The sequence below is a fragment of the Streptomyces sp. NPDC020884 genome, from assembly GCF_044333935.1.
Classification (GTDB): domain Bacteria; phylum Actinomycetota; class Actinomycetes; order Streptomycetales; family Streptomycetaceae; genus Streptomyces.
This window is the reverse complement of the sequence record NZ_JBIRRY010000009.1, coordinates 400,682-425,069: the sequence shown is the minus strand read 5'-3', so window position 1 is coordinate 425,069 and position 24,388 is coordinate 400,682. Positions and strand designations below refer to the sequence as shown.

Here is a 24,388-nt window from a genome sequence, read left to right as displayed (position 1 = left end):
ATCCGCGCTGATGGGCACGGGGCACGGAGTCGGTACGGACTCCTGCGGTCCCTCTTGAGGGTACGGGGTACCGGTGCGGCGCTACTGGTCCCGCGGTCCCTCTTGAGAACGGGTACCGGTGCGGTGCTACTGGTCCGAGGAGAAGCGGACCGAGGCGTCCGGCAGGACCGCGCCGCACCAGATCCTGACGCCGTCGCGCAGTTCGTTGTCCGCGCCCACCTGGGCCCCGTCGCCGATCACCGCGCCCGCCAGCACCGTACGGTCGCCGATGCTGGCCCCGGCCCCGACCAGCGAGTCCGTGATGACCGCGCCGGCCGCGACGACCGCGCCGGCCAGGATCGTCGAACCGTCTATGCGCGCGCCCGCGCCGATCACCGCGTCGGCGCCGACCACCGTGCCGCCGGTGAGCTTGGCGTCGGCGGCCACCGTCGCCGTCTCCAGGACCAGGCGGTCGCCGCAGCGGCCGGGGACCGCCGGGGACGGGGCGCGGCCGAGGACGAGGTCGGCGGAGCCGCGTACGAAGGCCTGCGGGGTGCCGAGGTCCAACCAGTACGTGGAGTCGACCATGCCCTGGAGGTGGGCGCCGGAGGCGAGCAGTCCGGGGAAGGTCTCGCGCTCGACGGAGACCGGGCGGCCCGCCGGGATGGAGTCGATCACCGAGCGCCGGAAGATGTACGCCCCGGCGTTGATCTGGTCGGTGACGATCTCTTCCGGCGTCTGCGGCTTCTCCAGGAACGCCGTGACCCGGCCCGTCGCGTCGGTCGGCACGAGGCCGAAGGCGCGCGGGTCCTCGACCCGGGTCAGATGGAGGGAGACATCCGCCCCGGAGACGGTGTGCGAGGTGACCAGGGCCCGGATGTCGAGCCCGGTCAGGATGTCGCCGTTGAAGATCAGGACCGGCTCGTCCGGTCCCGAGGACAGCTTCGGCGCGACGTTGCGGATGGCTCCGCCGGTGCCGAGCGGCTCCTGCTCGGTGACGTACTCGATGTGCAGACCGAGCGAGGAGCCGTCGCCGAAGTACGGCTCGAAGACCTCGGCCAGGTAGGACGTGGCGAGCACGATGTGCTCCACCCCGGCCGCCCTGGCCCGCGCCAGCTGGTGGGTGAGGAAGGGGACCCCCGCCGCCGGAACCATCGGCTTCGGGGTGTGCACCGTGAGCGGGCGCAGCCGGGTGCCTTTGCCACCGACCAGGAGAATCGCTTCTTTTGCCTCTGTCACAGCACCGTCTCTGCTTTCCTGCTGGGGCCTGGCCCGGTTGTGGCTGGCCAGTCTAAGCAGACCGGTCGGATACGCCCCGGTCAGCGGCCCTGCAGTTTGGCGGAGCTGGTCCGGGCCGTGCCGAGCTTCTTGTAGAGACGCGCTCCAGGACATTCGGTTGCGAACCCATCCCGATGGCCCGAGATGACGTTCATTTTGACCTTCTTGCCCTTCTTGTACTTGTTGCTTCCGCCGGAGACGAGCGTGACCTTGCCCTTGGGGTTGGCCCCGAACAGTCCGAGCTTCCAGGCCGTGAGTTTGGAGACGGCGGTCACCGCGGCGGCGGGCGGGTTGGTGGAGGAGTAGGTGCCGAGCACGGCGACCCCCATGGTGTTGGTGTTGAACCCCAGCGTGTGGGCGCCCAGCACGGCCTTCGCCACGCCGCCGGCCCGGCCCTCGTAGATGTTTCCGCACTTGTCGACGGCGAAGTTGTAGCCGAAGTCACGCCAGCCGCTGCTCTGGACGTGGTAGCGGTAGATGCTGCGGAGCACCGAAGGCGCCTGCTTGCAGGTGTAGTTGTTCCCGGTCGCACTGTGGTGCACGAAGGCCGCCTTGACGGACTTGGTGTAACCGAAGTTGCGCTCGCGGAGCTTCTCGTCCGCGCCCCAGCCCTTGCGGGTGATGATCTTCGGCCGGGGACCGATGTACGGCTTCGCCCCGGCCGCGACGATCGCCGCCTCCTCCTCCGTCTCCGCCTTGGTCAGCGCGGGGATGACGGCCGCGCCGAGCGGCGCGAGGTCCGCGTTGACGGCCGAGGTGGCGGCGGATTCGGCGGTGAGCGCCTCCGGTACGGCAGCCGTCGTCGTCGGCGGCGCCGGGTTGCCGGCGAACGTCGCGGGGGTCGCGGACCGGCCGACCGGGGCGGCGCGGGCGGGTTCGGGGGCCGTCTCCGCCGCGGGCTCGGGCGCGGGGCCCTCGCCGGGGTCGACGAGTTCGAGGCGCAGCCCCCCGGGGAGCGGTACGGGCGCGGCCCGGTGCTGCGGATCTGCCGCCTCCGGGCGTACGCGCACCTCCACGCCGTCCGAGTCGCCGACCCAGAGCGGGGCCGTCGCCCCGCGCACCGCGCCGGACGCCCGCTCGGCGCTGCCGAGATCGGCGGCGTGCTCGGCGTTGTGGGTCTCGACGTCCTGCCAGTCCGACCAGCTCGTGCCGCCGGTCGCCCGGGTGCGGACCTGGACCGTGCCGTGGAGTTCGGCCTCCGCGTCGTCCCAGACCACGCCCACCAGGGAGAACGGGCGGGCGGCCCGCTGGGACAGCCCCTGGCCTGCCGCCGCGCCCGCGACCCGGTCGGACGGCGCGGCGAGGGGTTCCAGGGCCAGGGACTGCGTCGAGCCCGCCGGCTCGGCGGCGCGGGTCTGCCCCGTGCGCGACCGGGCGGCGCCGGGGGCTGTCGCCGCGTCGGGAGCGGCTTCGTCGGGAGCGGTGCCGGGGGCGGTTGCTTCGTCGGGGGCGGCTTCGTCGGGTGTCGCTTCGGCCCGCACCGACGGCGGGCCGGCCCCCGGCGACTCGGGGGACAGGGAAGGCGGCCGGGCCGAGGCGGAGTGCGGGGCCGGGGCGGACAGGGCGGGGGCGGCGAGCGGCAGGGTGAGGGCCGCCGCGCAGGTGACGCCGACTGAGGTGACCAATAGTGCACGCATACGCACGATCCTTTCCATACCGGCATGACTCCGGCTACCCGGACTTCGGCCCCGAGATGACGTACCGTCTGCCGAACCGGTGTACGTGACACCCGTTCAGCCCGCCCCGCACAGCGTCCCCGCGTACGCTTGCGCGGATGAACTCCAGCGACCGCACCCCCGCCGACCTGCTGCGATCCGCCCTGGCCGCGGACCCCGCCCGCCCCCTGGTCACCTTCTACGACGACGCCACCGGAGAACGCGTCGAACTGTCGGTGGCCACCTTCGCCAATTGGGTGGCCAAGACCGCCAATCTGTTGCAGGGGGACCTCGCCGCGGAGCCCGGCGACCGGCTCGCCCTGCTGCTTCCCGCGCACTGGCAGTCCGCGGTCTGGCTGCTCGCCTGTTCCTCCGTCGGGGTCGTCGCCGATGTGCAGGGCGACCCGGCCGCCGCCGATCTCGTGGTGAGCGGCCCGGACACTCTGGAGCGTGCGCGGGCCTGCCGCGGCGAGCGGGTCGCCCTGGCGCTGCGTCCGCTCGGCGGCCGGTTCCCGCAGACGCCCGACGGGTTCTCGGACTACGCGGTGGAGGTGCCGAGCCAGGGCGACCGCTTCGCGCCCTTCGCGCCGGTGGACGCCGACGCGCCCGCGCTGGCCGTCGGCGGGACCGGGCTGACGGGTGCGCAGCTCGTCTCCCGGGCCCGCGAGGACGCCGACGCCCTCGGCCTCGTACCGGGGTCCCGGCTGCTCACCGGGCGTACGTACGACACCTGGGAAGGGCTGAGCGCCGGGCTCTTCGCGCCACTGGCGGCCGGCGCGTCCGTGGTGCTGTGCCGGCACCTCGGGCAGCTCGACGCGGACGGCCTCGCCCGGCGGACCGAGAGCGAGAGGGTCACCAACACCGCGGTATGACAAGCGCCCTGAGGTGCACTCGTCCGGCCCACAGCGGGCCGAGTCCTCGGTACTCAGCACCGGAGCGGGTAGATGATCGGGCGGTACAGACCACTCTCCTGGCCGTGCACAACCAAGCGCGAGTTTCAGCCGTCTACTCCTGCGACCGGCGGCCCCTCGCGCCGCCGAACGTGAAGGATGGACGCAGACGTGACCGACAGTGCTGGCCCGCCGTCCGACCCGGACCACCCGGCCGGGGACAAGCCGCAGGGCAGGTCGCAGGAAGAGTCCGGCCCCGAAGGCCCCGCCCTCGATGGCCCCGGCCCCGAGGGTCCCGATTCCGAGGGTCCCGATCCGAAGGGTCCCGAGACGGAGAGCCCCGAGACGGAGAGCCCCGATTCCGAGGGTCCTGATCCCAAGGGCCCCGATTCCGAGAACGAGAGCCCGGCAGCCGGGGAGGCAGGGGAGGCCCAGGAGTCTCCGGAGGACGCCGAGTCCGCCGCGCCCGGGAAGGGCGAAGGCGGCAGCGGCGTGCAGACCTGGGCCGACCGGCCCAAGGGCGGCACCGTCGCAGCGCGCAAGCGCCATTGGCTGCGCTGGACCGCGCTCGCCGCCTCGTTCCTCGTGCTGGTCGCCGCAGGGGCGGGCTGGTGGCTCTACAAGAAGCTCGACGGGAACATCACCACCGACACGAGCGCCGCCGCCGAGCTCAAGGCGTACGAGAAGGAACGGCCGACGCCGGTCGTCATGGACGCCCAGAACATCCTGCTCATCGGGTCCGACAGCCGGGCCGGGGACAACCGCAAGTACGGCCGGGACGACGGCGGCAGTCAGCGCTCGGACACCACGATCCTGCTGCACCTCGCGGCGGACCGGAAGAGCGCGACGGCCGTGTCCCTCCCCCGCGACCTGATGGTCGAGATCCCCAGCTGCCGCACCGCCGACGACAAGAAGACGCGGGAGCAGTTCACCCAGTTCAACGCGGCGTTCGAGCTCGGCGGCACCGCCTGCACGATCCGCACCGTGGAGCGGATGACCGGCATCCGCGTCGATCACCACATGGTCGTCGACTTCAACGGCTTCAAGGACATGGTCGACGCCGTCGACGGGGTCGAGATCTGCCTCAAGGAGCCGATCGACGACAAGGACGCACACCTGGAGCTCCCGGCCGGACGGCAGACGCTCAACGGCGAGGAGGCCCTCGGCTACGTACGGGCGCGCAAGACCCTCGGCAACGGCAGCGACACCGAACGCATGGAGCGCCAGCAGCAGTTCCTGGGCGCCCTGGTCAACAAGATGCAGAGCAACGGCGTCCTGCTCAACCCGACCCGGCTCTACCCGGTGCTGGACGCGGCGACCAAGTCGCTGACCACGGACCCGGGGCTGGACTCGCTGCGCGACCTGTACGACCTGGTGCGCGGGATGCGCAACGTGCCGACCGAGCAGGTGCAGTTCCTGACCGTGCCCCGGCAGCCGTACCGTCAGGACCCGAACCGGGACGAGCTGGTCGAACCGGACGCGGGTGATCTGTTCAGGCAACTCCGCGAGGACCGGCCCGTCGCCGTGGTCCCGGCCGACGAACTCGAGGAAGCGCGGCAGGACCGGGAAAGGGAGCAGGACGGGAAACCGGACGGCACCGGATCCGAAAGTCCGACGCCCACACCCACCTATTCGGGTTCGAGTGCGGCGGACGACCTGTGCAAGCAGTAAAGCAATTGCCAAGACACAGAACACAATCGACGCGTAATGGGAAGAATGCCCAGTTGTAAGGGGCGTGCAATGTGTCACGCGCGTCGCTCGACGCGGAATCGGCCGGATAGTGTGACGCGATCCGGTGCTTCCGGCCGTCAGGTCGTGCACTGCTGGAGCGAAGGAACGAGCGCCTTGTCGGGGGAGGGCGCCTCGCGTGGCACCGACGGAGGATTCAGGCAACCGTGGACGCGCACAGTCGTGGACGGGCGGACGATATCGACCCCGCCGACCAGTGGGTACTCAACCCGCAGACCGGTAATTACGAACTGCGACTGGACCACTCCGCTGGGGAGTCGGCCGGTGCGGCGCGTACGGCCACGGCCGAGGGGGCGGGCCGCCGCGGCGGCACCCGGACCGGCTCGTCCCGTGAGGGTTCCGGGCGCCGGGGGGCGCGGGAGGGCGGTGCCGAGGAGCCACGCCGCGAGGTGCCCGGCCAGCGCAGCCGCCGGAGCTCCCAGGGCGGCGGGCGCGGCGCGGAACCGCCCGCTTCCGGCCGCCGGAAGCGCAAGCCCAAGAAGTCACGCAAGAAGAAGGCGCTGCTGTGGACGGGCGGCGTGATGGCGTTCGTCGTGGTGGGCGCCTCGCTCGGCGTCTACGTCCTCTACCAGAAGCTCAACGGCAACATCGACACCATCGACGTGGGCGACGCCGGCAACAAGAACGTCCTCAGCGACGGCCCGATGAACATCCTGATCATCGGCACCGACAAGCGCACCGGCAAGGGCAACGAGGGGTACGGCGACAAGGGCAGCGCGGGCCACGCCGACACCACCATCCTGTTCCACGTCTCCGAGGACCGGACCAACGCGACGGCGATGAGCATCCCGCGCGACCTGATGACCGAGATCCCCGAGTGCGAGACGAAGAAGTCGGACGGCACCTCCACCGTCATCCCCGGCACCCCGAACGAACGCTTCAACACCAGCCTCGGCCAGAACGACCGTAATCCCGGCTGCACCATGAAGACGGTCGAGAACATCACCGGCGTCAAGCCCGACCACTTCATGATGGTCGACTTCAACGCGGTCAAGGAGCTGACCACCGCGGTCGGCGGTGTCGAGGTCTGCATGGCCAAGCCGGTCGACGACCCGAAGTCCCATCTGAAGCTCCCCCAGGGCACATCGGAGGTGCAGGGCGAACAGGCCCTGGCCCTCCTGCGCACCCGGCACAGCTTCGGCAACGAGAGCGACCTCGACCGGATCAAGGTGCAGCAGCAGTTCCTCGCCTCGATGATCCGCGAGATGAAGTCGAGCGACACCCTGACCAACCCGAAGAAGCTGTACACGCTGGCCGACGCGGCGACCAACGCGCTGACCGTCGACACGGGCATCGGCGACGCGAAGAAGCTGATGACGCTGGCCCAGGAGATCGGCAAGGTCGACACGAAGAACATCAGCTTCCTCACGATGCCGGTCATCGACAACCCGGCCGAGCCGAAGCCCATCACCGTGGTCGTGGACCCGGTGAAGGGTGAGCAGCTCTTCGCGATGATGCGCTCCGACACCTCGCTGACCGAGGTGAAGCAGAAGGAGAAGGCCGCCAAGGGCAAGCAGGCGGCCCTGCTCAAGGGCCCGAAGGCCGAGGCCGCCGACGTACGCGTGGACGTCCTCAACGGCGGTGAGATCCCCGGCGCGGCGGGTTCGACCGTCACCTGGCTCCAGAACGAGCAGGGGGTGCTGAAGTCCACCAACAAGGCCAACGCACCCGAGAAGATCAAGAAGACGACGCTGGAGTACGCGCCGAACCAGGCCGATCAGGCTCGGGCGCTCGCCGCGATGATGGGGCTGCCCGCGACGGCCATGAAGCAGGGCACCGCCGACGCCGAAGGACTCGAGGCGATGGTGCTCACGCTGGGCGGGGACTTCAAGGGCGCGGGCCAGCTCATCACCGGACCGGCGAAGGTGCCGACGGACATCGAGAAGGCAAGCGCCGACAAGGCGGTATGCGCCAAGTGACACCGGGTCACCGCGCCACAGCGGAAATGTGAACAGCATGGGGGGTCCGGTGGGACGGAGCAGCACGCCTGGGGAGGGGACGCGATCACGCGTCCGCCGCGCCGATCGGCCGGGGCGGGACGGGAGCCCGTACGAGGGGGGCGGTGACGGGCCGGGGGGCGGTGACGGGGACAACGCCGGTGGCCGTTCCGGGGCCCGTGCCGCGCGCTCGAAGGAGTCCGGCGGCGAGGGCGGCCGGCGGGCGGCGAAGGGCCGACACGGCAGCGAGGGCGGTCCCCGCGGGCGCAGCAGCCGCCGGGCGCCCAAGAGCGGCAAGCGGCGCGTACTGCGCTGGAGTGCCTCCGTGCTCGCCCTGCTCATACTCGCCGTCGGCGGCGCCGGCTATCTCTACTACGAGTACCTCAACAGCAACATCAAGAAAGAGGATCTGACCCTCGGCGACAAGCAGATGGCCGATCACAAGGCCAACGCCGCCGGGCAGACCCCGCTCAACATCCTGCTCATCGGTTCCGACGCCCGGGACTCCAAGGCGAACCAGAAGCTGGGCGGCGCGAAGGAGACCTTCGGCGCACCGCCGCTGGCCGATGTGCAGATGCTGCTCCACATCTCGGCGGACCGCAGCAACCTCTCCGTGATCAGCATGCCGCGCGACACCATGCTGAAGATGCCCAAGTGCACGGCCCCGGACGGCGAGGTCTTCCCGGCCAGCACCGCGGACGTACAGACCAACGAGAGCCTGGGCCGCGGTGGTCCCGGGTGCACGGTGGCCACCTGGTACGAGCTGACCGGCATCAGGATCGACCACTTCATGATGATCGACTTCGCCGGTGTGGTCTCGATGGCCGACGCGATCGGCGGCGTGCCCGTCTGTGTCGACGCCAACATCAACTCCCGCGGCCGGGACGGCAAGGGCTCCGGCCTGAAGCTGGAGAAGGGCACCACCTACGTCCAGGGCGAGCAGGCCCTCCAGTGGCTGCGCACCCGCTACGGCTTCGAGGACAACACCGACCTCGGGCGGGCCAAGGCCCAGCACCAGTACATGAACTCGATGGTGCGTCAGCTGCGCAAGGGCACCAAGCTCAGCGATCCGGCGAAGCTGATGAACCTCGCGGAGGCGGCCACCAAGGCGCTGACGGTCGACAAGGGCCTCGACACGGTCAAGAAGCTCTACGACCTGGCCGAGGAGTTCAAGAAGGTCCCCACGAAGCGCATCACGATGTCGACGATGCCCAACGTGTACGGCACCGGTGCGAACAACGGCCGGGTCTACCCGAAGGCGGGCGACGCCGAGCAGCTGTTCCGGATGGTCCGCGACGATGTGCCGCTGGACGGCAAGGCCTCCAAGCGGAAGAAGCAGCAGGTCACCAAGGACCCGTCGGCGCCGGTCGGCGAGATCGCGGTCACCGTGCGGAACGGAACCGCCACCGACGCGCTCGGGCCGGCCTCGGGGCGCGCCGGTGACGTGGCGGACGAGCTGAAGAACGCGGGCTTCGCGAAGACCGCCGTCGACCCGGACAACGTGACCGGGACGGCCCGGACGGCGGTCCTGTATCCGAGCGCGGACCTGGAGGGCGACGCACAGGCGGTCGCCAAGGCGCTCGGGGTTCCGCTGTCGCAGGTGAAGAAGTCCACCGATGTGTCGGGGGTCTCGCTCGCCGTGGGCGCCGACTGGCGCGAGGACGGGACCTACCCCGTGTCCAAGGGCACGGAGAAGACCCCGGAGTCGGCGGGCGCCCTCAACGGCGAGGAGGACGCCTGCATGAAGGTCAACCCGAACTACACCTGGTGATCTGAGACCGCGCGCACGACGAAGGGCCCCACCGCCGAGCGGTGGGGCCCTTCGCGTACGTACGTCCGGCACGCTTCGGGTCCGTACGTCCAACGCGCTTGAGGTCCGTACGTCCGACGCGCTGGGCGTCGGTAGGTCCCGCGCGCTTCGGGTCAGACGGTCTCGGTGCTGCCGGTCATCGCCGGGCGGCGGCTCGCGATGACCCGCTTCGCCAGGGACCGGGGGCTGGTGAGGAAGCCGAAGCCCCAGCACATGTGCATGGTCGCCAGGGCCACCGGGATCTGTGCGCGGGCCTTCAGCGAGAGGCCCCTGCCCGCGGGCAGCGAACCGGCGACGATCGCGGCCACGTAACCGCCCGGGACGACCAGCGCCCAGGGGGTGACGGCCGCGCCCAGGACCAGGCCCGCCGCGATGGCGCAGACGGCGATCGGCGGGGCCAGGTAGCGGAGGTTGATCGAGCCGGAGTGGTAGCGGGCGACGACGTGACGCCAGCGGCCGTAGTCCTTGTACTGCTTGGCGAGCGCCTTCACGGTGGGGCGCGGGCGGTACTGGACCTTCAGCTCGGGCGAGAACCAGATCAGCCCGCCGGCCTCGCGGATGCGGAAGTTCAGCTCCCAGTCCTGGGCGCGGATGAACTCGACGTTGTAGCCCCCCGCCCGCTCCAGCGCCTCGCGGCGGAAGACGCCCAGGTAGACGGTCTCGGCCGGGCCGGCCTGGCCGCCGGTGTGGAAGGCCGCGTTGCCGACGCCGATCTTCGAGGTCATCGCGGCGGCGACGGCGTCCTCCCAGGCGTTCTCGCCCTCGGCGTGCATGATGCCGCCGACGTTCTGCGCACCGGTCTCCTCCAGGAGGCGCACCGCGGTCGCGATGTAGTTCGGCGAGAGCATGCCGTGGCCGTCGACCCGTACGACGACGGGGTGGCGGGAGGCCTTGATCGCCGCGTTGAGGGCGGCGGGGGTGCGGCCGGTGGGGTTGGGCACGGTGTGGACCCGGGGGTCCTCGGCGACCAGTTCGGCGGCGATCTCGTCCGTCCGGTCGGCGGAGGGGCCGAGCGCGATCACGACCTCCATCTCACCGGCGTACTCCTGCTCCAGGATGTGCCGGACCGAGTTCCTGAGATGGCGTTCCTCGTTGAGCACCGGCATGATCACGGAGACGGCGGGGTACTGCGCGGCAGACATGTGGTCCTCGGGTGGTCCTCGGGGGCGCCGGGGGTTCGCACCCCAGGAGGCGGCGTTATTCGGCCGCCACGTTACCGCGAATGGGGGACACCGGTGCGCGCCGCCGGGTCGTGGGCCGGGGCGGAGATCGTATGGGCCTACCGTGCGATTGGTCCCCTTGCACCGCAGAGGTGTCTCCCTTGCACCCCGGAGGTGTCTCCCCCCGTGCCCACGCCGCAACGCCCGCAACGCCCGCCCCGTCCCCGCCCCACTCCCCCGCGACGCTCTCCGCCCCGGGGCACCCGGCCGGTCCGCCCCCGCAAGCAGGACGAGCGGCCGCGCTGGGGCATGCGGGTGGCCACCGGCCTGTCCGTGCTGGTTCTGGGGGCCGGCGGGATCGGTCACGCCGTGGTGAGCAGTCTGGAGGGCGGGATCGGCCGGGTCGATCCGTTCAAGGACATGAAGAACCGCCCCCAGGGTGGCCACGGCACGAATCTGCTGCTCGTCGGCACCGACGGCCGGGACACGATCACCAAGGCCGAGAAGAAGAAGTACAAGCTCGGCGGCGCACCCTGCCACTGCACCGACACGATCATGCTGGTCCATCTGTCGGCCGACCGGCAGCGGGCGAGCGTGGTCAGCCTCCCCCGGGACAGCTACGCCGAAATGCCCGCCCACACCGACCGCACCACGGGCAAGCACCACGAGAGCCACCCGGTGAAGCTGAACGCCGCGTACGCGGAGGGCGGGCCGACGCTGACCGTGCGGACGGTCGAGAACATGACCGGCGTCAAGGTCGACCACTATCTGGAGGTCGACTTCACCAGCTTCATGAAGACGGTGGACGCGGTGGGCGGGGTGAAGATCTGCACGGCGCGGCCGATGAAGGACTCGTACACCGGTCTGAACCTGCCCGCCGGCACCCATGAGCTGGACGGCGGCCAGGCGCTCCAGTACGTGCGCTCGCGCCATGTGGACGTGGCCGCCGACCTGGGCCGGATGGAGCGCCAGCAGAAGTTCATGGCGGCGCTGATCAAGCAGGCGACGAGCAGCGGGGTGCTGCTGAACCCGGTGAAGTTCCAGCAGGTCTCCGCCTCGGCGCTCGGCTCGGTCCGGGCCGACAAGGGCTTCGGTACGGAGCAGATGCTGGCGCTCGGCAAGGCGATGAAGGGGTTCGGCCCGGCCTCGTCGGAGTTCGCCTCCGTGCCCGTCGGCAACCCCAGCTTCGCGGTCAAGGGCATCGGCTCGACGGTGCAGTGGGACGCGAAAAAGTCGAAGAAGCTGTTCCAGGCACTGCGCGAGGACAAGCCGCTGGCGCCGGCGAAGCCGAAGCCCGCGGCCGGTCCGAAGCAGCCGCCGGCCACGCTCGTGGACGTGGCGCCGAAGGAGGTCCGGGTGCAGGTCTACAACGGGACCCCGAAGGACGGCCTCGGCCGGACCGTGGACGCGGCGCTGCGCGCCACCGGGTTCACCACGGCCGAGGCCCCGCTCAACGGAGAGGTACGCAACCTCAAGCGGACGCTCGTGGAGTACGACCCGCGCTGGGACCGGTCGGCGAAGTCCCTGGCCACCGCCCTGCCCGGGAGCGAGCTGAAGGCGGTGAAGGGGCAGGGCGCGCTGATGAAGGTGACGGTCGGCTCGGACTTCGCGAAGGTGCAGCGGGTGAAGGCGGAGAGCCGGCAGACGGGCGAGTTCTCCACGGTGACGGGCGACGAGGTGGTGTGCCCGTGACCCGGTGACCGTACGGACGTGCCGTGCCCCGGCGACCGTACGGGACTACGGGGCCGGCTTACGGGTGCTCAGTCGTCACCGGGGCCGGCTTACGGGTGCTCAGTCGTCGATGCCGTCGGCGGCGCGCTTCTCGCGCAGCTCCTTGATCGCGCGGCGGCGGGCGAGCCGGTGGGTGCGCCGGATCTGCGCCTCCTGGTAGCGCCGGTTGTCGCGCTCGGTCTCGGGGACCACCGGCGGTACGCGGCGCGGCTTGCCGTCCCCGTCCACGGCGGCGAAGACCAGATAGGCGCTGCCGACCTGCTGGGCGGGGGTCGACTCGTTCCAGCGCTCGGCCATCACCCGGACGCCGACCTCCATCGACGAGCGGCCGGTCCAGTTCACCTGGGCGCGTACGTGAACGAGGTCACCGACCCTGACCGGCTCCAGGAAGACCATCTCGTCCATCGAGGCGGTCACGGCGGGCCCGCCGGAGTGCCGGCCGGCCACCGCACCCGCGGCGTCGTCGACCAGTTTCATGATCACGCCACCGTGCACCGTGCCGAGGAGGTTCGTGTCGCTGCCGGTCATGATGTGGCTGAGGGTGGTCCGGGACGCCGCGGTCGGCTTGCCCGGAATCTCGCCCTCCGAGCGGGTGGCCTGATCTGTCATACAGTCCACCTTATGCGGGGTCATGGATCCCGCAGAATGCATCAGGTTCGCAACAGCCCTGGTGCGATTTCCCTTACACCCTGTAATAGCCGTGGGCCGGGACGGCACACTGGTCGGATGAACGATTGGCCCGATCGACGGACCGGCGACCGCAGCGAGCGCTACGGGCGGGGCAGTGCCAGCCCTCAGCCCGAGAGCGCGCGGGCGATGCCGCACATCCAGCGCCGCCCGGCCCCGCCGCAGAGGCCGCAGGTGCCGCCGCAGAGCCAGGGGTACGACGACCAGTTCCAGGACGGCGGCTACGGCAACCGCCCCGACCCCGGGTACGACAGCGGCTACAACACGGGCCAGGTCTACGGCTCGGGCGGCGGCGGCTCCGACGGCCGGGGCGGCGGTGGCCGGGGCGGCGGCGGTGACGGGGGTTACGTCCAGGGCCGCCCGGCCCCGGACTGGCGCCGCCGGATCAAGATCGGCGCACTGACCCTGGTGGTCGTGGTGCTCGCGGTCTCGATCTCCACGTACTTCTGGGCGGACTCGAAGCTGAAGCGCGAGGTCGACCTCGCGAAGGTCATCGAGCGCCCGAAGTCCGGCGACGGCACGAACTACCTGATCGTCGGGTCCGACAGCCGTGAGGGCATGTCGGCCGAGGAGAAGAAGCGGCTGCGCACCGGTTCCGCCGAGGGCAAGCGGACCGACTCGATGATGATCCTGCACGACGGCTCCAACGGCCCGACGCTGATCTCGCTGCCGCGCGACTCCAACGTCGAGATCCCCTCCTTCAAGGGGTCCGAGTCCGGGAAGATGTTCCAGGGCACCGGCCGGCAGGTGAAGCTGAACGCCGCCTATGCCGAGGACGGCCCCGAGCTGCTGGTGCGGACCGTGGAGTTCAACACCGGTCTGCACATCGACCACTACGTCGAGATCGGCTTCGGCGGGTTCGCGAAGATCGTGGACGCGATCGGCGGGGTCGAGCTGGACATCCCCAAGGCCTTCAAGGACAAGAAGTCGGGGGCCGACTTCCAGGCCGGCAAGCAGACGCTGAACGGCGAGCAGTCCCTGGCCTTCGTCCGGACCCGCTACGCGTTCGCGGGCAGCGACCTGGACCGTACGAAGAACCAGCAGAAGTTCCTCGCGGCGCTGGCGAGCCAGACGGCGACCCCGTCCACGATCATCAACCCGTTCAAGCTGTACCCGACGATGGGCGCGGGCCTGGACACGCTGATCGTCGACAAGGACATGTCGCTCTGGGCGCTGGGCAACATGTTCTTCGCGATGAAGGGCGTCACGGGCGGCGAGGGCACGTCGATGAACATCCCGATCTCGGGCAGCACCGGCTCCAACCTGGTCTGGGACAAGGCCAAGGTGAAGCAGCTGGTGCAGCAGCTGAACAACGACGAGAAGGTCACGGTCACCGGCGACTGAGGCTTGGGCGCGGCTGGTTGAGGCGATCCGGGCCCGGGGGCCCGCCGGGCGGTACGTCGCCCGGCGGGCCCCCGCCGCTCTTCGCCTAGGCGCCGTAGGTGACGACGCCGTGCTCGTCCATGGTCGGGTGGATCTTGGAGGGGCCGTAGTCGTCCACGTCGGACGGGCGCGGCCGCTCCGGCCCGTCCGGCCCGATGCGCATCACCCGCTCGACCCGGACGACCTCGAACCGGCGCCCCCGCACGATGAGTTCGTTGGCCCGCCGGCGTGCGGTGAACTTCGCCGCGGCCCGCGCATGGACGGCCGCCTCCTTCTCGTCCACCTTCATCCACGCGGGCAGCTCCGGCATGTCCGGGAGATCCGGCAGCTGGGGCACGGGCCGGGTGAGGTGGTGGACGAGGGCGCGCCGGGCGCCCTGCGGGGTCGAGTACTGCCCGGTCACCATCGACCAGGACAACTCCTTCCGCTCCACCACCCGGAACGTCGTCGGGAGGAGCACGACCCCCGGGTGGGTGGTCAACGCCCGCCGGGAGTCCGCCCGTACGTCCTCGGGGAAGCGGTCCGCGGTGTAGGAGAGCTGTAGCAGCCCGACCCGGTCGATCCCCTCGGTCAGCCCGACGGCGGCCGCGTGGTCGACCACGAAGCCCTTGGTACGGGAGGGCTCGACCGCGTCCAGGTCCCAGCCGTCGTCGTCCGGGTCGGTGGCCCGGGGCGGCTCCAGGCGCCCGCCGCCGATCCGGGTGAACTCGTCGGCCCGCACGACGCGGTAGCGGACCCCGTCCGCCGTCACCTCGTTGACCGTCTCGGTCTCCAGCCGGGCCACGGCCGCCAGCAGCGACCGCCGCACGGCCCGGTCCTCGGTGGCGTCCTTGGCCTTGAACCAGAGGTGCGAGTTCAGCTCGTCCCGGGCCATCTGGGCGAATCCGGTGTCCAGTTCGCCCAGCAGCCGCCAACGCGGCCGGTCCCCGCGCCGCTGCTCGGCGAGCCCGAACAGCGGTCCCCGGACGACGATGTTGGGGTACTTGCGGACCGAGGCGAACGCGTCCACCTCGGTGACCTCGGAGACCGGATCGTCGCGGCGGGTGACGTTGATCGTGAGGTGATGGGGCGACTTCTCCGGGTGACCGTCCATGCACCCAGTGTGCCGAAGGGGGCCCTCGGTGTCAGGGTTTCCGCCACAAAGGGCCTCTGCCTCGCCGATCGCGCCACCGACGCCGACGAGCGCGCTCCGCCGCCCATCAGCCATGGCGCGCAGCGCGGGGACGGCGGGCCGGGACGAGGGGCGGATCCCCGGAAATCCACCCGAAATCGCTGTTCGCACCGGGTCGTGGGGCGTCACGACCCGGTGCGTCCGCACCGGGTCGTGGCCGACCGCGACCCGGTGGACCGCGACATCAAGTACCTAAAGAACCAAGGAAAATTACCCCACCCCACCCCGCCTGATCCCGGCGGTCAGCTGCGGGGAAGGCCAGTCACCCACAGGGGTGAAATTCACCAACTGAGCTGGATTTCGGACGGGTTGGCAGGCATATGCTCACGCTGACCAGCACCCCAGACATGAGACGGCCCCCGCCGGGACGGCAATCCCGAGCGAGGACCTAGCCACCAAGGAAGAAAAGGACCTTCCCGATGGATACCCCGTACGATATCGCCCTCAACCGCGCCCTGGCGGCAGTTCCCGGGCCTCTCCCACCCTCCGGCGTGATCCACGTCGCGATCCCGCACACCAGCCGCTTCGCGATCGTCGGCAACCACCTCGCCCAGCACGCCGAGTTGTCGCTCACCGCGATCGGGATCGGCGTACACATCCAGTCGCTGCCCGCCGGGTCCAAGGTCGGCATCAAGGCCCTCACGGCCCGCTTCACCGAGGGCGAGACGACGATCGCCTCGGCCCTGCGCGAGCTGGAGACCCACGGCTACCTGCGCCGGACGCGCGTGCGGCTGGGGAGCGGCCGGATGGTCACCCGCACGGTGTTCTGCAACCAGCCGGGGGCGGTGCTGCGGGGCGGGACGGTGGCGGTGGTGGCCGCGCCGGTGGCGGTGGTGATGCCGGTGGTGCCGGTGATGCCGGTGGTGGCCGTGCCGATGCCGGTGGCGGTGGCGGCCGCGCCGGTGCCGATGCCGGTGGTGGCCGCGCCGGTTCCGGTGGCGGCCGCGCCGGTTCCGGTGGCGGCCGCGCCGGTCCCGGCGGTGACGCCTGTGGTGCCCGCGCCCTCACCCGTACCCGAACCCACCCCCGTACCGGAAGAGGCACACCCCCCGGTCCGCCTGCCTTCACGCATCGCGCCCAAGCCGCCGCGCCCGCCGCTCCCCCAGCCCCGCGAGCTCACCCCGGAACTGCACCGGACCGCCTCCGCACTCCTCGCCGACCTGCGGCGTCACGCGCCGGAGCTGGTGCTCTGCGAGGAGGAGATCGGGGAGCTGATCCCCGGCGTCGCCGCCTGGCTGGAGCGCGACTTGCACCCCGACGCGATCCGCCACGCTCTGACGACCGAACTCCCGCAGCCGCCCAAGTACCCGGCGAAGATCGTCAAGCACCGCCTCACCGTGCTCCTGCCACCGCCGCTACCCGGCGCTCAGGACCTCGCACCACCCCGCCGAATGTCCGCCACCCCCTTCCAGACCTGCGAGGGCTGCGAGCGGGCCTTCCGTTCCCCCCACCCCGGCCACTGCCGTGACTGCCGGGCCCAGTACGGGGAGGCGGCCTAGCCCGTGTTCGAGATGCGCAGCCCCAGTCCGCCCGGCCCGCCGGCTGCATATTCTTGTGGCCATGACTGCCCAGCCGCCGGAGCCCTCTCCGCGCCCTGCTCGATCAGGAGAGCTCCGCGCCTCTCACGACGACCGGGAAGCAGTGGTGGAGCAACTGCGCGATGCGGCAGCCGAGGGGCGCATCGATTTCGATGAGCTGGATTCGCGCCTGGAGCAGGCGCTGAGGTCCAAGACGCACGCCGACTTGGCCGTCCTGACCGCCGACCTGCCCAGGCCGAAAGCCCTGGAGAGCCAGCCGCCGCTGGTGCTCAAGGGCGGCGTGTACGGCGCGACTCGAGGCCCCGGGCGCTGGGAGGTTCCCGGGCACGTGATCGCTCACGGAGGCGTGGGGGGCGTCAAGGTCGACTTCACCCGGGTTGAGTGCCGCCTCACGGAGGTCGCAGTGGAGGCGTACGGGGAGACATCTGGTGTCACGATCGTCATCCCCGACGGCTGGGCTGCGGACACCAGCGGCATGGATCCCGGCGTCGGAGGCCTGAAGGACAAGACCACTCCCGACCGGCTCCCAGGAACTCCGCTGATCCGGCTCACCGGGTCCGGCGGCGCGGGAGGAGTAGCCATCCGCCATCCCAACAGCCGAGAACTGCGCAAGCTGCACACCAACCCGACGCGGGGTTAGGAAGCGTGCCGAGGTGTTGATCAAGATCTGAAACGATCTTGGAATGGCGCGTGGTGATCTGCCGGACGAACAGTGGGTGCGGCTGGAGCGGACACAAAGTCGAATGCCGGATCAGGCTCCTCAAACAGGCCGGAGGAGTCGCGACGCGCTACGAAATGCTGGCCGTCCGCTACGAAGCTGCCGTCCAACTCACGTGCATACGCCAGGCGTTGTCACCACATTTCAAACTCGGCCTAGTCCGAGGACGGAGTAGGTGTAGCAGGCTCACGCTCAAGGCAGTCGTACCGCCGCTCGGCGAGCCTGGTGGCCACTTCCCGCATCACGGTCGGGTTGTTGCGGCTACCGCCCCATCCACTTGCCGGGCGGACGCCGGTCAGGCAGCACAGTCGTACTGCTTGGTCAGGTTTTCCACGGCCTCAAGGATCACCGTGCGCGAATCCTTCATCAGGGATGCGTAGTCCCAGTCCCGCCCGACGAGAGTGACCGGTGAGATCTTCAGCGTGACAGTGATGTACCGCGCGTCGGGCCTCTTCATCTCCTTCGCGCAGCCGTCCGGCAGTTGGACCTCGCTCTGCCGCCGGCCCACCCAGCCCGTAAGTCCGCCCTTGACGGGCGTGGCGCCCTTCGGGCGGTCATTCAGCGTATCGGTGGACCTCGTGTCCAGGGTGTACTGGAGCCGCATGCTGCTCTTGTCGTCGGCGTTCTTCCGATTGACGAAGCAGATGGTGGAGAAGATCGGATCCGCCGACTTGTTCGCGGATCCCGAGCTGTTCGGGATGAACTCCTCGACCTGGACGGCTCCTCCCTTGCCATCCTGGAGCAACCCCGCGGTCTGCTCCGTAAGCATTCCGAGACACAGATTCCGCTCCCGCAGCTTCTTGAGCTCCGTCGGCCAGAGGTGAACCGTCGCGACGACCGCTGCCGCGACGACGAGCACGGCGGGCAGGACCAGGTGCTTCTTGTTCATGGCTACGTCTCTCCCGACGGTCAGGCCGCGCAGTCGTACCGCTTGGCGAGCCTGGCGGCCACTTCCCGCATCACGGTCGCGTTGTTGCGCAGCGCGGTGTCCGCGTCGACGGGCCGCGTCCTCTCCAGCCTGGCCAGCTTCTCCTCGTCCTGCGAGGGCACGTCGAGCCACACCCTGATGTACGGGGCGGTCGAGCCCATGCGGGCGGGGCAACCGGCAGGCAACGTGACCTCGGCCAAGTCCGGGCGCGCCCAGCCGGTGAACCCGGGACCGAGAGGGGCGGAGCCCTTCTTGTTGTACGGATCGCTCCGGGTATCCGCAATGACCAGTTTGTAAACCTTGCGAGGGTTGTCGTTGTCGTCGTACGGGTTGGCGCGCAGCACGCGGCATCCTCTGAACACCGCATAGTCAGTGGTCCTGCCCTTGCTCTCCCACTCGTCTGTGCTGATCTCCCCACCCTGGCCGTCGTCGATCAGCCCCGCCGTCTCCCGACTGAGCGCACCGTGACACAGGCTCTGCGGCAGCGGCGGCTTCTCCCCGCCGTCGGGCCAGACACTCGCCGTCACCACCGCCACCCCGGCGACACCGAGCGTGATGGCCAACGGCAGCCACTTCCTGTCCATCGCGGCGGCCTTCAGCGCGCCTCGTTCCTCTTCGAACGACATGATCCACACCCCGTGTACTGACTAAGCGTCGCTTCGAGCGCGGCCACGATACCTGTGTGATCAAACGATTCTCCAGCAGGGACCTCCGTCTCCCGAGGAGGCGGAGGAACCTACGGCGAGGAGAGCGGCCGTGCCGGGTGCGCTTCCAGGATGCCGGTCACGGCACGGCCCCCTTCGGTTCGAGTCCCGTGAAGTCCTCGTGGAGGGCGTCGAGATGGCGGCCGGTCGGTTCGCCGGACGAGTCCAGCTCCGCAAGCCGCCAGCCGGGCAGCTGCTCCTCGACCTCCGCGGGGAGCGACCCGTCCGCCGGGTCCGCCAGGGCGTACAGCACCCCGAAGGCGGTCTCCCGGGCGACCTCGCGGGCCAGCGCGCCGAGGTCCTCGGGGGTCAGCCCGGCCGCGAGAGCCCGTTCGACGGCGTCGGCCGCCGCCCCGTCGGCGCGGTAGGCGTCCACCCACTGCCGGGAGGCCGTGCCCCAGGCGTCGACGTCCTGCCACACCGTCCGCAGGAGCCGGTAGCGGGCGAGCTGCGGCAGTCCTTCCTCGGCCTCGGACTCGGCCCAGTCCCGGGCCTCGTCCTCCGCCCCCAGAGCGCTGAAGAGGGCGGTCAGCCTGTCGAGTTCGGTCATGGAGAGGGAGGCTACCGGCCGTGGGCGGAGCGTGGTCCGGGGCGGGGGGCGGTGCGGGACCGATGAGTTTTCGCGGGGCGCGCGGTCAGTACGTACGGAAGAGTGAGAAGCGACGCCGAGCACCGACCGGGGTCTGCCACGACACAGCCAGGAGACCTGATGCGCACCCTGATCAGCACCGCCTTCGTTTCGCTCGACGGCGTCATGGAGGCCCCGGGCGGCGAGCCCGGCTACCGGAACTCGGGGTGGACGTTCAAGGACGTGGAGTTCCTGCCGGAGGCGTACGAGCTCAAGGGCCGGGAGCAGGAGGAGTCGGCGGCCCTGCTGCTGGGCCGGCTCAGCTACGAGGCGTTCAGCCCGGTGTGGCCGGGCATGGAGGAGTTCACCGGGTACAAGGCGATGCCGAAGTACGTCGTCTCCACCAAGCTGACCGACGGCGATCTGGTGTCCGACTGGGGCGAGACCACGATCCTGCGGTCGCTCGACGAGGTCGCCGCCCTGAAGGAGACCGAGGGCGGCCCGATCATCGTCCACGGCAGCACCGAGCTGAACCGGAACCTCGCGGACGCCGACCTGATCGACCGGTACCACCTGCTCGTCTTCCCGCTCCTGCTCGGCGCGGGCAAGCGGCTGTTCAGCACGACGGACAAGGACACCCAGAAGTTGAAGCTGGTCGAGTACGAAGCGTTCGCGAACGGCATCCAGAAGAACGTCTTCGACGTCGTCCGCTGACGCGCCCCGCCCCTGCCTCTGCCCCCGCCCCCCGCCCCCGCCCGACCGGTCAGTCGGTGTGGACCCCTTGCACGACGGTCCTCGCCACCCTCCCGGGCAGAACGCCCGTGGTGTCGATCTCCCGGGCCTCCCGGCGGAGCCAGGGCAGCGCACGCTCGTAGGCGGACAGATGGTCCAGCCGCCACTGCCGGGCGCCGGCGCTTTCCGGTGCGGTGTCGGTCTCGATGCGTCCGACGAGGGTGTCCCGGTCGGTGTGCAGGAGGACGTGGTGCACGGGGATACCGGCCCGCGTGAGGCCGTCGTGGATCTCCTGCCAGTACGCCTCGACCAGGACCGTCTGCGTGACCACCAGCGTTCCGCCCACGTGGTCGAGGACCTGCCGCGCGGTCTCCACCACCAGGCCCCGCCAGGGCGGGAAGTCCTGGAAGTCCTTCTCCGGGGCTCCCAGCACGTGACAGAGCATCTCTCCGACCTTCTCGGTGTCGAACAGCCGGGAGTCCGGGAGGAGTGAGGTCACCTCCTTCGCGGTGGTGGTCTTGCCCGCGCCGAAGGTGCCGTTCAGCCAGATGATCATCGGTTCACCCTAGGGGCACGCGCAGGGCCCCCGGCAGAACGCGGCGGGCGTCACGAACGATCTCGGCGTAGCTCATGGTCGCCGGTCGGGTGGGTGCGGTCATGGAGTCCGGCCGTGGTGCTCTGCGCCCCCTGTTCTTCATCCATGCCATGGCGAGATTCAGCGGAACGGCGGCGGCGCCGAGAAGGTGATCGACGGGAGACTGCGCGTGGGCCAGACCTACGACGACCAGAGTCCCGTCCGGTGCCAGGTGCCGGCGAAGACGGGTGAGCGTTTCGGCGAACGGCAGGTGGTGGAGGGTGGCGACGCAGGTGATGACGTCGTAGGGACCGGGCGGCGTCTCCGTCAGCGCGTCTCCTGCCGTGAACGTCACGGGGACTGCCGGGCCCGTGAGCTCGCGGGCTCGGGCGACGATGGCGCGGTCGGCGTCCAGACCCAGCACTGTTCCGGCACGCGCGGCCAGGAGCCGGGCCACGTCTCCGCTGCCCGACCCGATGTCCAGAGCCCGGTCGAAACGCCGGGGGACCTGCCGCATGATCCACCGGTGGTAGTGGGCGTTATGGTCCCACGGGTGGACGCTGTGGAATCGGTCGATCGCCTCGATGACGCGGGTCGTCATGGTCGCCACGGCACGAAGTCCATCATCTCGGGAACGTGACTGCCAGACGTCACCAGGACAGGGAGCTCGCATGGCATTCATCCACCGCACCACCATGACGCCCAGCAAGCTGGAACTCATCACCGGCTGGCTGCCGCAGCAGAGTTGGTACGTGAGCGCCGGAGCAACGCCGGACCTGGTCAAGGCCGGCGGGTTCCGTCTGGACGATCCGGAAGGGGCGGTCGGGATCGAGTTCATGGTCGTGGTGGACACCGCCGCAGCGCGGGAGCCGGTGGCGTATCTGGTGCCGCTGGGCTACCGGGGCACGGCGCTGGAGGACGCCCCCGGCGAGGCGCTGATCGGCACCTCCGAGCACGGGGTGCTCGGCACCCGGTGGGTCTACGACGGCGCCCACGACCCGGTGGTGCTGGCGCAGTTGAGCGCCCTTCTGCGCGGCGAGGCGACCCCGCAGCACCAGAGCCTGAGCGACACCCTCGACCCGACCGTCACCGTGCACGGGGTCGGCGTCGGCCAGGGGGTCGATGTCCGGCTCCAACGCGTCCTGCGGGCGACGGAAGCCGGTGAGGGGGCGTCGGCGCGTCTCGTCTCCGGGTGGACCTGGCCGGACGGCACGGCCGCACGGGGAGTGTTCGCGGCCGTCCCGCCGCAGTAGGAGGGCGTACGGAACGGCCCCCGGCAGATCACCGGGGGCCGTTCTGTGCGCTGCGCGCGAGGGGCCGTTACGGCAGGTTGCGCGCCGGTGCCGACTGGACGACGCACCGTGAGGCCGATCCGGGGCACTGCGCTGTCACTCTCCCACCGTGAAGCAGTGCCTCTCCCTCCCCCGTATCAAGCACGCTTGCACGCGCCGCAGGCCGGCGTCCGCAACGGCTGCCATCGTGGTCGAGAGCGAGCCCACCTCGTCGAACCCGTCTTGCACCTGCGCCTGCTGGGGATCCGCTCCCGGCGCGCTGATCTCCACACGGTCTCCTGCCTCGCCCCTGTCGATCCGAACCCATACCGTCCTGCAGAGCTCGGAGCGCCGTACACGGACTACTGTGCCGCCGATCGTGCGCTCGGCCAGGGTGCTCGGCGGTACAGCCGCTGTCGCGCAACGGGACTCCTCCGGGTGCTTGCCCGTGCAGGAATCCGCCTGACAACCGGGCATCGGTCCGGCGAAGCTCGGGCTGGCATCCGCCGCGCCCGCCAACTCGTCGAGGCCGCCGAAATCCACGGTGGTCAGGAGCAGCACTCCGGCGGCCAGCAGACCGAGGGCACCGATCATGACGCTGACGGAACGTGCGCGCCGGTGGCGTCGGAGGACGACGGTGCCATCCGCCTCGGCCGCCGGCGCCGCCCCGGCCTGTGCCCGTGTCTCTGTCGGTGACGCATGTGCTGTCCCTGCCGACGAATGCTGTCCACCGACGCTGGGAGGCTGCCCCGACGTGCCCGTGTTCCCTGCCCGCCGACTCCAACTCGCCTCCGCCAACTCCCAGAGCACGAGCGTCTGCTCAGGACTCACGCCCGCCAGCGCGCACAGCTGCTCGACCGCTTCCCTGGGCGGCAGCGCCTTGCCGTTGAGGTAGCGCTCCCAGGACGACTTGCTGTACGTCGTCTTCGCAGCGAGACGGATCAGACTCAGCCCCGTGCCATCCCTCAGGGCACTGAGCGCAGCTGCCAGCCGGGAGCACCTCTGGAGCGCGGTCACCGACGCAGCACCTTCCACGTGTCCGGTCCCACCATCCCATCCACGACGATCCGCTTCCGGTCCTGCATCCGCTTCACGGCGCGCACCGTGTTGCTCCCGAAGGCACCGTCGACACCACCAGGTGAAATGCCGTGGTGATGCAGCAGGCACTGTGCCTCCACCACAGACCATCGGGTCGAGTCGTGCTGAATCATCTCCGTGCGGGTGCGTGTGTAGCCCGCGTAGAGCAGGCCGTCCTTCGCATCGCGCTTCACGGCGCACGGGTAGTTCTTGCCCGCCACGAAGACGAACTCGCCCAGTTCCGGGTGCGACGCTCCGGTGTAGGGCTTGGCCCCGGCCGTGACCGGGGGTTCCGTGACATCGTCTTCCCAAGGGGCTATGACCATCAGGACCGCCAGCGTCATCAGCGAGGTGACGACGCTCGTCAGAACCATGGCGACCCAGGGAACGGGCTGCCTCCCGTGTGCGCTCCCGGCCGGACCGGGCGCCGAGTCCCCTAACGCTTCCGGTGCCTTGGCAGTCGATCCCGTGACGGCCGTTCCCGTCTCCCCGATGCCTGATTCCGCCGCCAGGTCACGCAGTGCCAACAGCCGGGCCGGCTCCACGCCGCAGACCACCGCGAGCGCCCGGACGGCATGGGCCGGCGCGAGCGCACGCCCGTTGAGGTAGCGGTCCCACGACGCTCTGCTGACTCCTGTCCTGCCCGCCAGCCCGGTCATGCTGAGGCCGCTACGGTCCTTGTGTCTGCGCAGTTGCACAACGAACTCCACCGCCCCCGCTTCGAGCGCCTCGGGCAGTCCTTTCCATCGCGCCATGTGTCCCCCCGGTCCACTGAATGGTGCAAACAGCATCCCACCGGATCGCCTGTCAGCGGCATGGCCCGTACGCGTATCCCGCACGTGCCGCAC

General features: G+C 70.4%; 22 protein-coding genes. 10 read left to right on the top strand and 12 right to left on the bottom strand.

The window, feature by feature from the left end; translation table 11 throughout:
• Positions 1 to 126 precede the first annotated feature (126 nt).
• Together ACH4UK_RS27605 and ACH4UK_RS27600 are read right to left on the bottom strand one after the other, a co-directional pair.
• Entirely contained in the window at positions 127 to 1,218 is a 1,092-nt protein-coding gene (locus tag ACH4UK_RS27605; protein ID WP_398360577.1) for a sugar phosphate nucleotidyltransferase, read from the bottom strand.
• An 80-nt stretch (positions 1,219 to 1,298) separates the two neighbouring features.
• Positions 1,299 to 2,894, bottom strand: a complete 1,596-nt coding sequence (locus ACH4UK_RS27600) for an N-acetylmuramoyl-L-alanine amidase (RefSeq protein WP_398360575.1) — start codon at positions 2,892 to 2,894, stop codon at positions 1,299 to 1,301.
• Positions 2,895 to 3,031: 137 nt separating this feature from the next.
• On the opposite strand from ACH4UK_RS27600, the gene ACH4UK_RS27595 reads away from it, so the two are divergent.
• The 4 genes from ACH4UK_RS27595 (at position 3,032) to ACH4UK_RS27580 (ending at position 9,259) form a co-directional block, all read left to right on the top strand.
• A complete protein-coding gene (locus ACH4UK_RS27595) occupies positions 3,032 to 3,784 on the top strand; it encodes a TIGR03089 family protein (RefSeq protein ID WP_398360573.1) in 753 nt (250 codons plus the stop codon).
• 177 nt (positions 3,785 to 3,961) lie between these two features.
• The gene (locus ACH4UK_RS27590) at positions 3,962 to 5,473 is read left to right on the top strand and encodes an LCP family protein (protein ID WP_398360572.1); all 1,512 of its coding nucleotides are present in this window, start codon (positions 3,962 to 3,964) and stop codon (positions 5,471 to 5,473) included.
• A 224-nt stretch (positions 5,474 to 5,697) separates the two neighbouring features.
• Entirely contained in the window at positions 5,698 to 7,470 is a 1,773-nt protein-coding gene (locus ACH4UK_RS27585; RefSeq protein WP_398360571.1) for an LCP family protein, read from the top strand.
• Between the two features lie 37 nt (positions 7,471 to 7,507).
• On the top strand, positions 7,508 to 9,259 hold the full coding sequence (locus ACH4UK_RS27580) for an LCP family protein (protein WP_398360655.1): 1,752 nt from the start codon (positions 7,508 to 7,510) through the stop codon (positions 9,257 to 9,259).
• Between the two features lie 152 nt (positions 9,260 to 9,411).
• Here the strand turns inward: ACH4UK_RS27580 and ACH4UK_RS27575 are convergent, their stop codons facing one another.
• The gene (locus ACH4UK_RS27575) at positions 9,412 to 10,440 is read right to left on the bottom strand and encodes a glycosyltransferase family 2 protein (RefSeq protein ID WP_398360570.1); all 1,029 of its coding nucleotides are present in this window, start codon (positions 10,438 to 10,440) and stop codon (positions 9,412 to 9,414) included.
• 327 nt (positions 10,441 to 10,767) lie between these two features.
• Between ACH4UK_RS27575 and ACH4UK_RS27570 the strand changes: the two genes are divergently transcribed.
• The gene (locus ACH4UK_RS27570) at positions 10,768 to 12,150 is read left to right on the top strand and encodes an LCP family protein (RefSeq protein ID WP_398360653.1); all 1,383 of its coding nucleotides are present in this window, start codon (positions 10,768 to 10,770) and stop codon (positions 12,148 to 12,150) included.
• A 99-nt stretch (positions 12,151 to 12,249) separates the two neighbouring features.
• On the opposite strand, the gene ACH4UK_RS27565 is transcribed toward ACH4UK_RS27570, so the two are convergent.
• The gene (locus ACH4UK_RS27565; protein WP_398360569.1) at positions 12,250 to 12,798 is read right to left on the bottom strand and encodes an acyl-CoA thioesterase; all 549 of its coding nucleotides are present in this window, start codon (positions 12,796 to 12,798) and stop codon (positions 12,250 to 12,252) included.
• A 117-nt stretch (positions 12,799 to 12,915) separates the two neighbouring features.
• Here ACH4UK_RS27565 and ACH4UK_RS27560 point away from each other — a divergent pair, with 117 nt between their 5' ends.
• Entirely contained in the window at positions 12,916 to 14,220 is a 1,305-nt protein-coding gene (locus ACH4UK_RS27560; RefSeq protein ID WP_398360568.1) for an LCP family protein, read from the top strand.
• An 85-nt stretch (positions 14,221 to 14,305) separates the two neighbouring features.
• Here the strand turns inward: ACH4UK_RS27560 and ACH4UK_RS27555 are convergent, their stop codons facing one another.
• A complete protein-coding gene (locus ACH4UK_RS27555; protein ID WP_398360567.1) occupies positions 14,306 to 15,352 on the bottom strand; it encodes a DUF5954 family protein in 1,047 nt (348 codons plus the stop codon).
• A gap of 497 nt (positions 15,353 to 15,849) precedes the next feature.
• On the opposite strand from ACH4UK_RS27555, the gene ACH4UK_RS27550 reads away from it, so the two are divergent.
• Together ACH4UK_RS27550 and ACH4UK_RS27545 are read left to right on the top strand one after the other, a co-directional pair.
• Positions 15,850 to 16,929 carry a hypothetical protein gene (locus ACH4UK_RS27550; RefSeq protein ID WP_398360566.1) on the top strand — a complete coding sequence of 360 codons (1,080 nt, stop codon included), beginning with the start codon at positions 15,850 to 15,852 and terminating at the stop codon, positions 16,927 to 16,929.
• Positions 16,930 to 16,990: 61 nt separating this feature from the next.
• A complete protein-coding gene (locus tag ACH4UK_RS27545) occupies positions 16,991 to 17,608 on the top strand; it encodes a DUF1707 domain-containing protein (RefSeq protein ID WP_398360565.1) in 618 nt (205 codons plus the stop codon).
• A 373-nt stretch (positions 17,609 to 17,981) separates the two neighbouring features.
• On the opposite strand, the gene ACH4UK_RS27540 is transcribed toward ACH4UK_RS27545, so the two are convergent.
• The 3 genes from ACH4UK_RS27540 to ACH4UK_RS27530 all read right to left on the bottom strand — a co-directional run bounded on the left by ACH4UK_RS27540 (position 17,982) and on the right by ACH4UK_RS27530 (position 19,868).
• A complete protein-coding gene (locus ACH4UK_RS27540; RefSeq protein WP_398360563.1) occupies positions 17,982 to 18,575 on the bottom strand; it encodes a hypothetical protein in 594 nt (197 codons plus the stop codon).
• A 20-nt stretch (positions 18,576 to 18,595) separates the two neighbouring features.
• Positions 18,596 to 19,240 carry a hypothetical protein gene (locus ACH4UK_RS27535; RefSeq protein ID WP_398360562.1) on the bottom strand — a complete coding sequence of 215 codons (645 nt, stop codon included), beginning with the start codon at positions 19,238 to 19,240 and terminating at the stop codon, positions 18,596 to 18,598.
• A 157-nt stretch (positions 19,241 to 19,397) separates the two neighbouring features.
• On the bottom strand, positions 19,398 to 19,868 hold the full coding sequence (locus ACH4UK_RS27530) for a hypothetical protein (protein WP_398360560.1): 471 nt from the start codon (positions 19,866 to 19,868) through the stop codon (positions 19,398 to 19,400).
• A 159-nt stretch (positions 19,869 to 20,027) separates the two neighbouring features.
• Here ACH4UK_RS27530 and ACH4UK_RS27525 point away from each other — a divergent pair, with 159 nt between their 5' ends.
• On the top strand, positions 20,028 to 20,600 hold the full coding sequence (locus tag ACH4UK_RS27525; RefSeq protein WP_398360558.1) for a dihydrofolate reductase family protein: 573 nt from the start codon (positions 20,028 to 20,030) through the stop codon (positions 20,598 to 20,600).
• 49 nt (positions 20,601 to 20,649) lie between these two features.
• On the opposite strand, the gene ACH4UK_RS27520 is transcribed toward ACH4UK_RS27525, so the two are convergent.
• Positions 20,650 to 21,174 carry an AAA family ATPase gene (locus tag ACH4UK_RS27520; protein ID WP_398360556.1) on the bottom strand — a complete coding sequence of 175 codons (525 nt, stop codon included), beginning with the start codon at positions 21,172 to 21,174 and terminating at the stop codon, positions 20,650 to 20,652.
• A 4-nt stretch (positions 21,175 to 21,178) separates the two neighbouring features.
• Complete coding sequence (locus tag ACH4UK_RS27515; protein WP_398360651.1) at positions 21,179 to 21,793, bottom strand: class I SAM-dependent methyltransferase; 615 nt, start codon at positions 21,791 to 21,793, stop codon at positions 21,179 to 21,181.
• Positions 21,794 to 21,863: 70 nt separating this feature from the next.
• Between ACH4UK_RS27515 and ACH4UK_RS27510 the strand changes: the two genes are divergently transcribed.
• On the top strand, positions 21,864 to 22,445 hold the full coding sequence (locus ACH4UK_RS27510) for a 1,4-alpha-glucan branching protein (protein ID WP_398360554.1): 582 nt from the start codon (positions 21,864 to 21,866) through the stop codon (positions 22,443 to 22,445).
• A 135-nt stretch (positions 22,446 to 22,580) separates the two neighbouring features.
• Here ACH4UK_RS27510 and ACH4UK_RS27505 read toward each other — a convergent pair whose 3' ends face one another.
• Entirely contained in the window at positions 22,581 to 23,480 is a 900-nt protein-coding gene (locus tag ACH4UK_RS27505; RefSeq protein WP_398360552.1) for a helix-turn-helix domain-containing protein, read from the bottom strand.
• Positions 23,477 to 24,295: a helix-turn-helix domain-containing protein gene (locus ACH4UK_RS27500; RefSeq protein ID WP_398360550.1), complete on the bottom strand. Its 819-nt coding sequence runs from the start codon at positions 24,293 to 24,295 to the stop codon at positions 23,477 to 23,479. The genes ACH4UK_RS27505 and ACH4UK_RS27500 overlap by 4 nt, the downstream gene beginning before the upstream one ends.
• Positions 24,296 to 24,388: the final 93 nt, after the last annotated feature.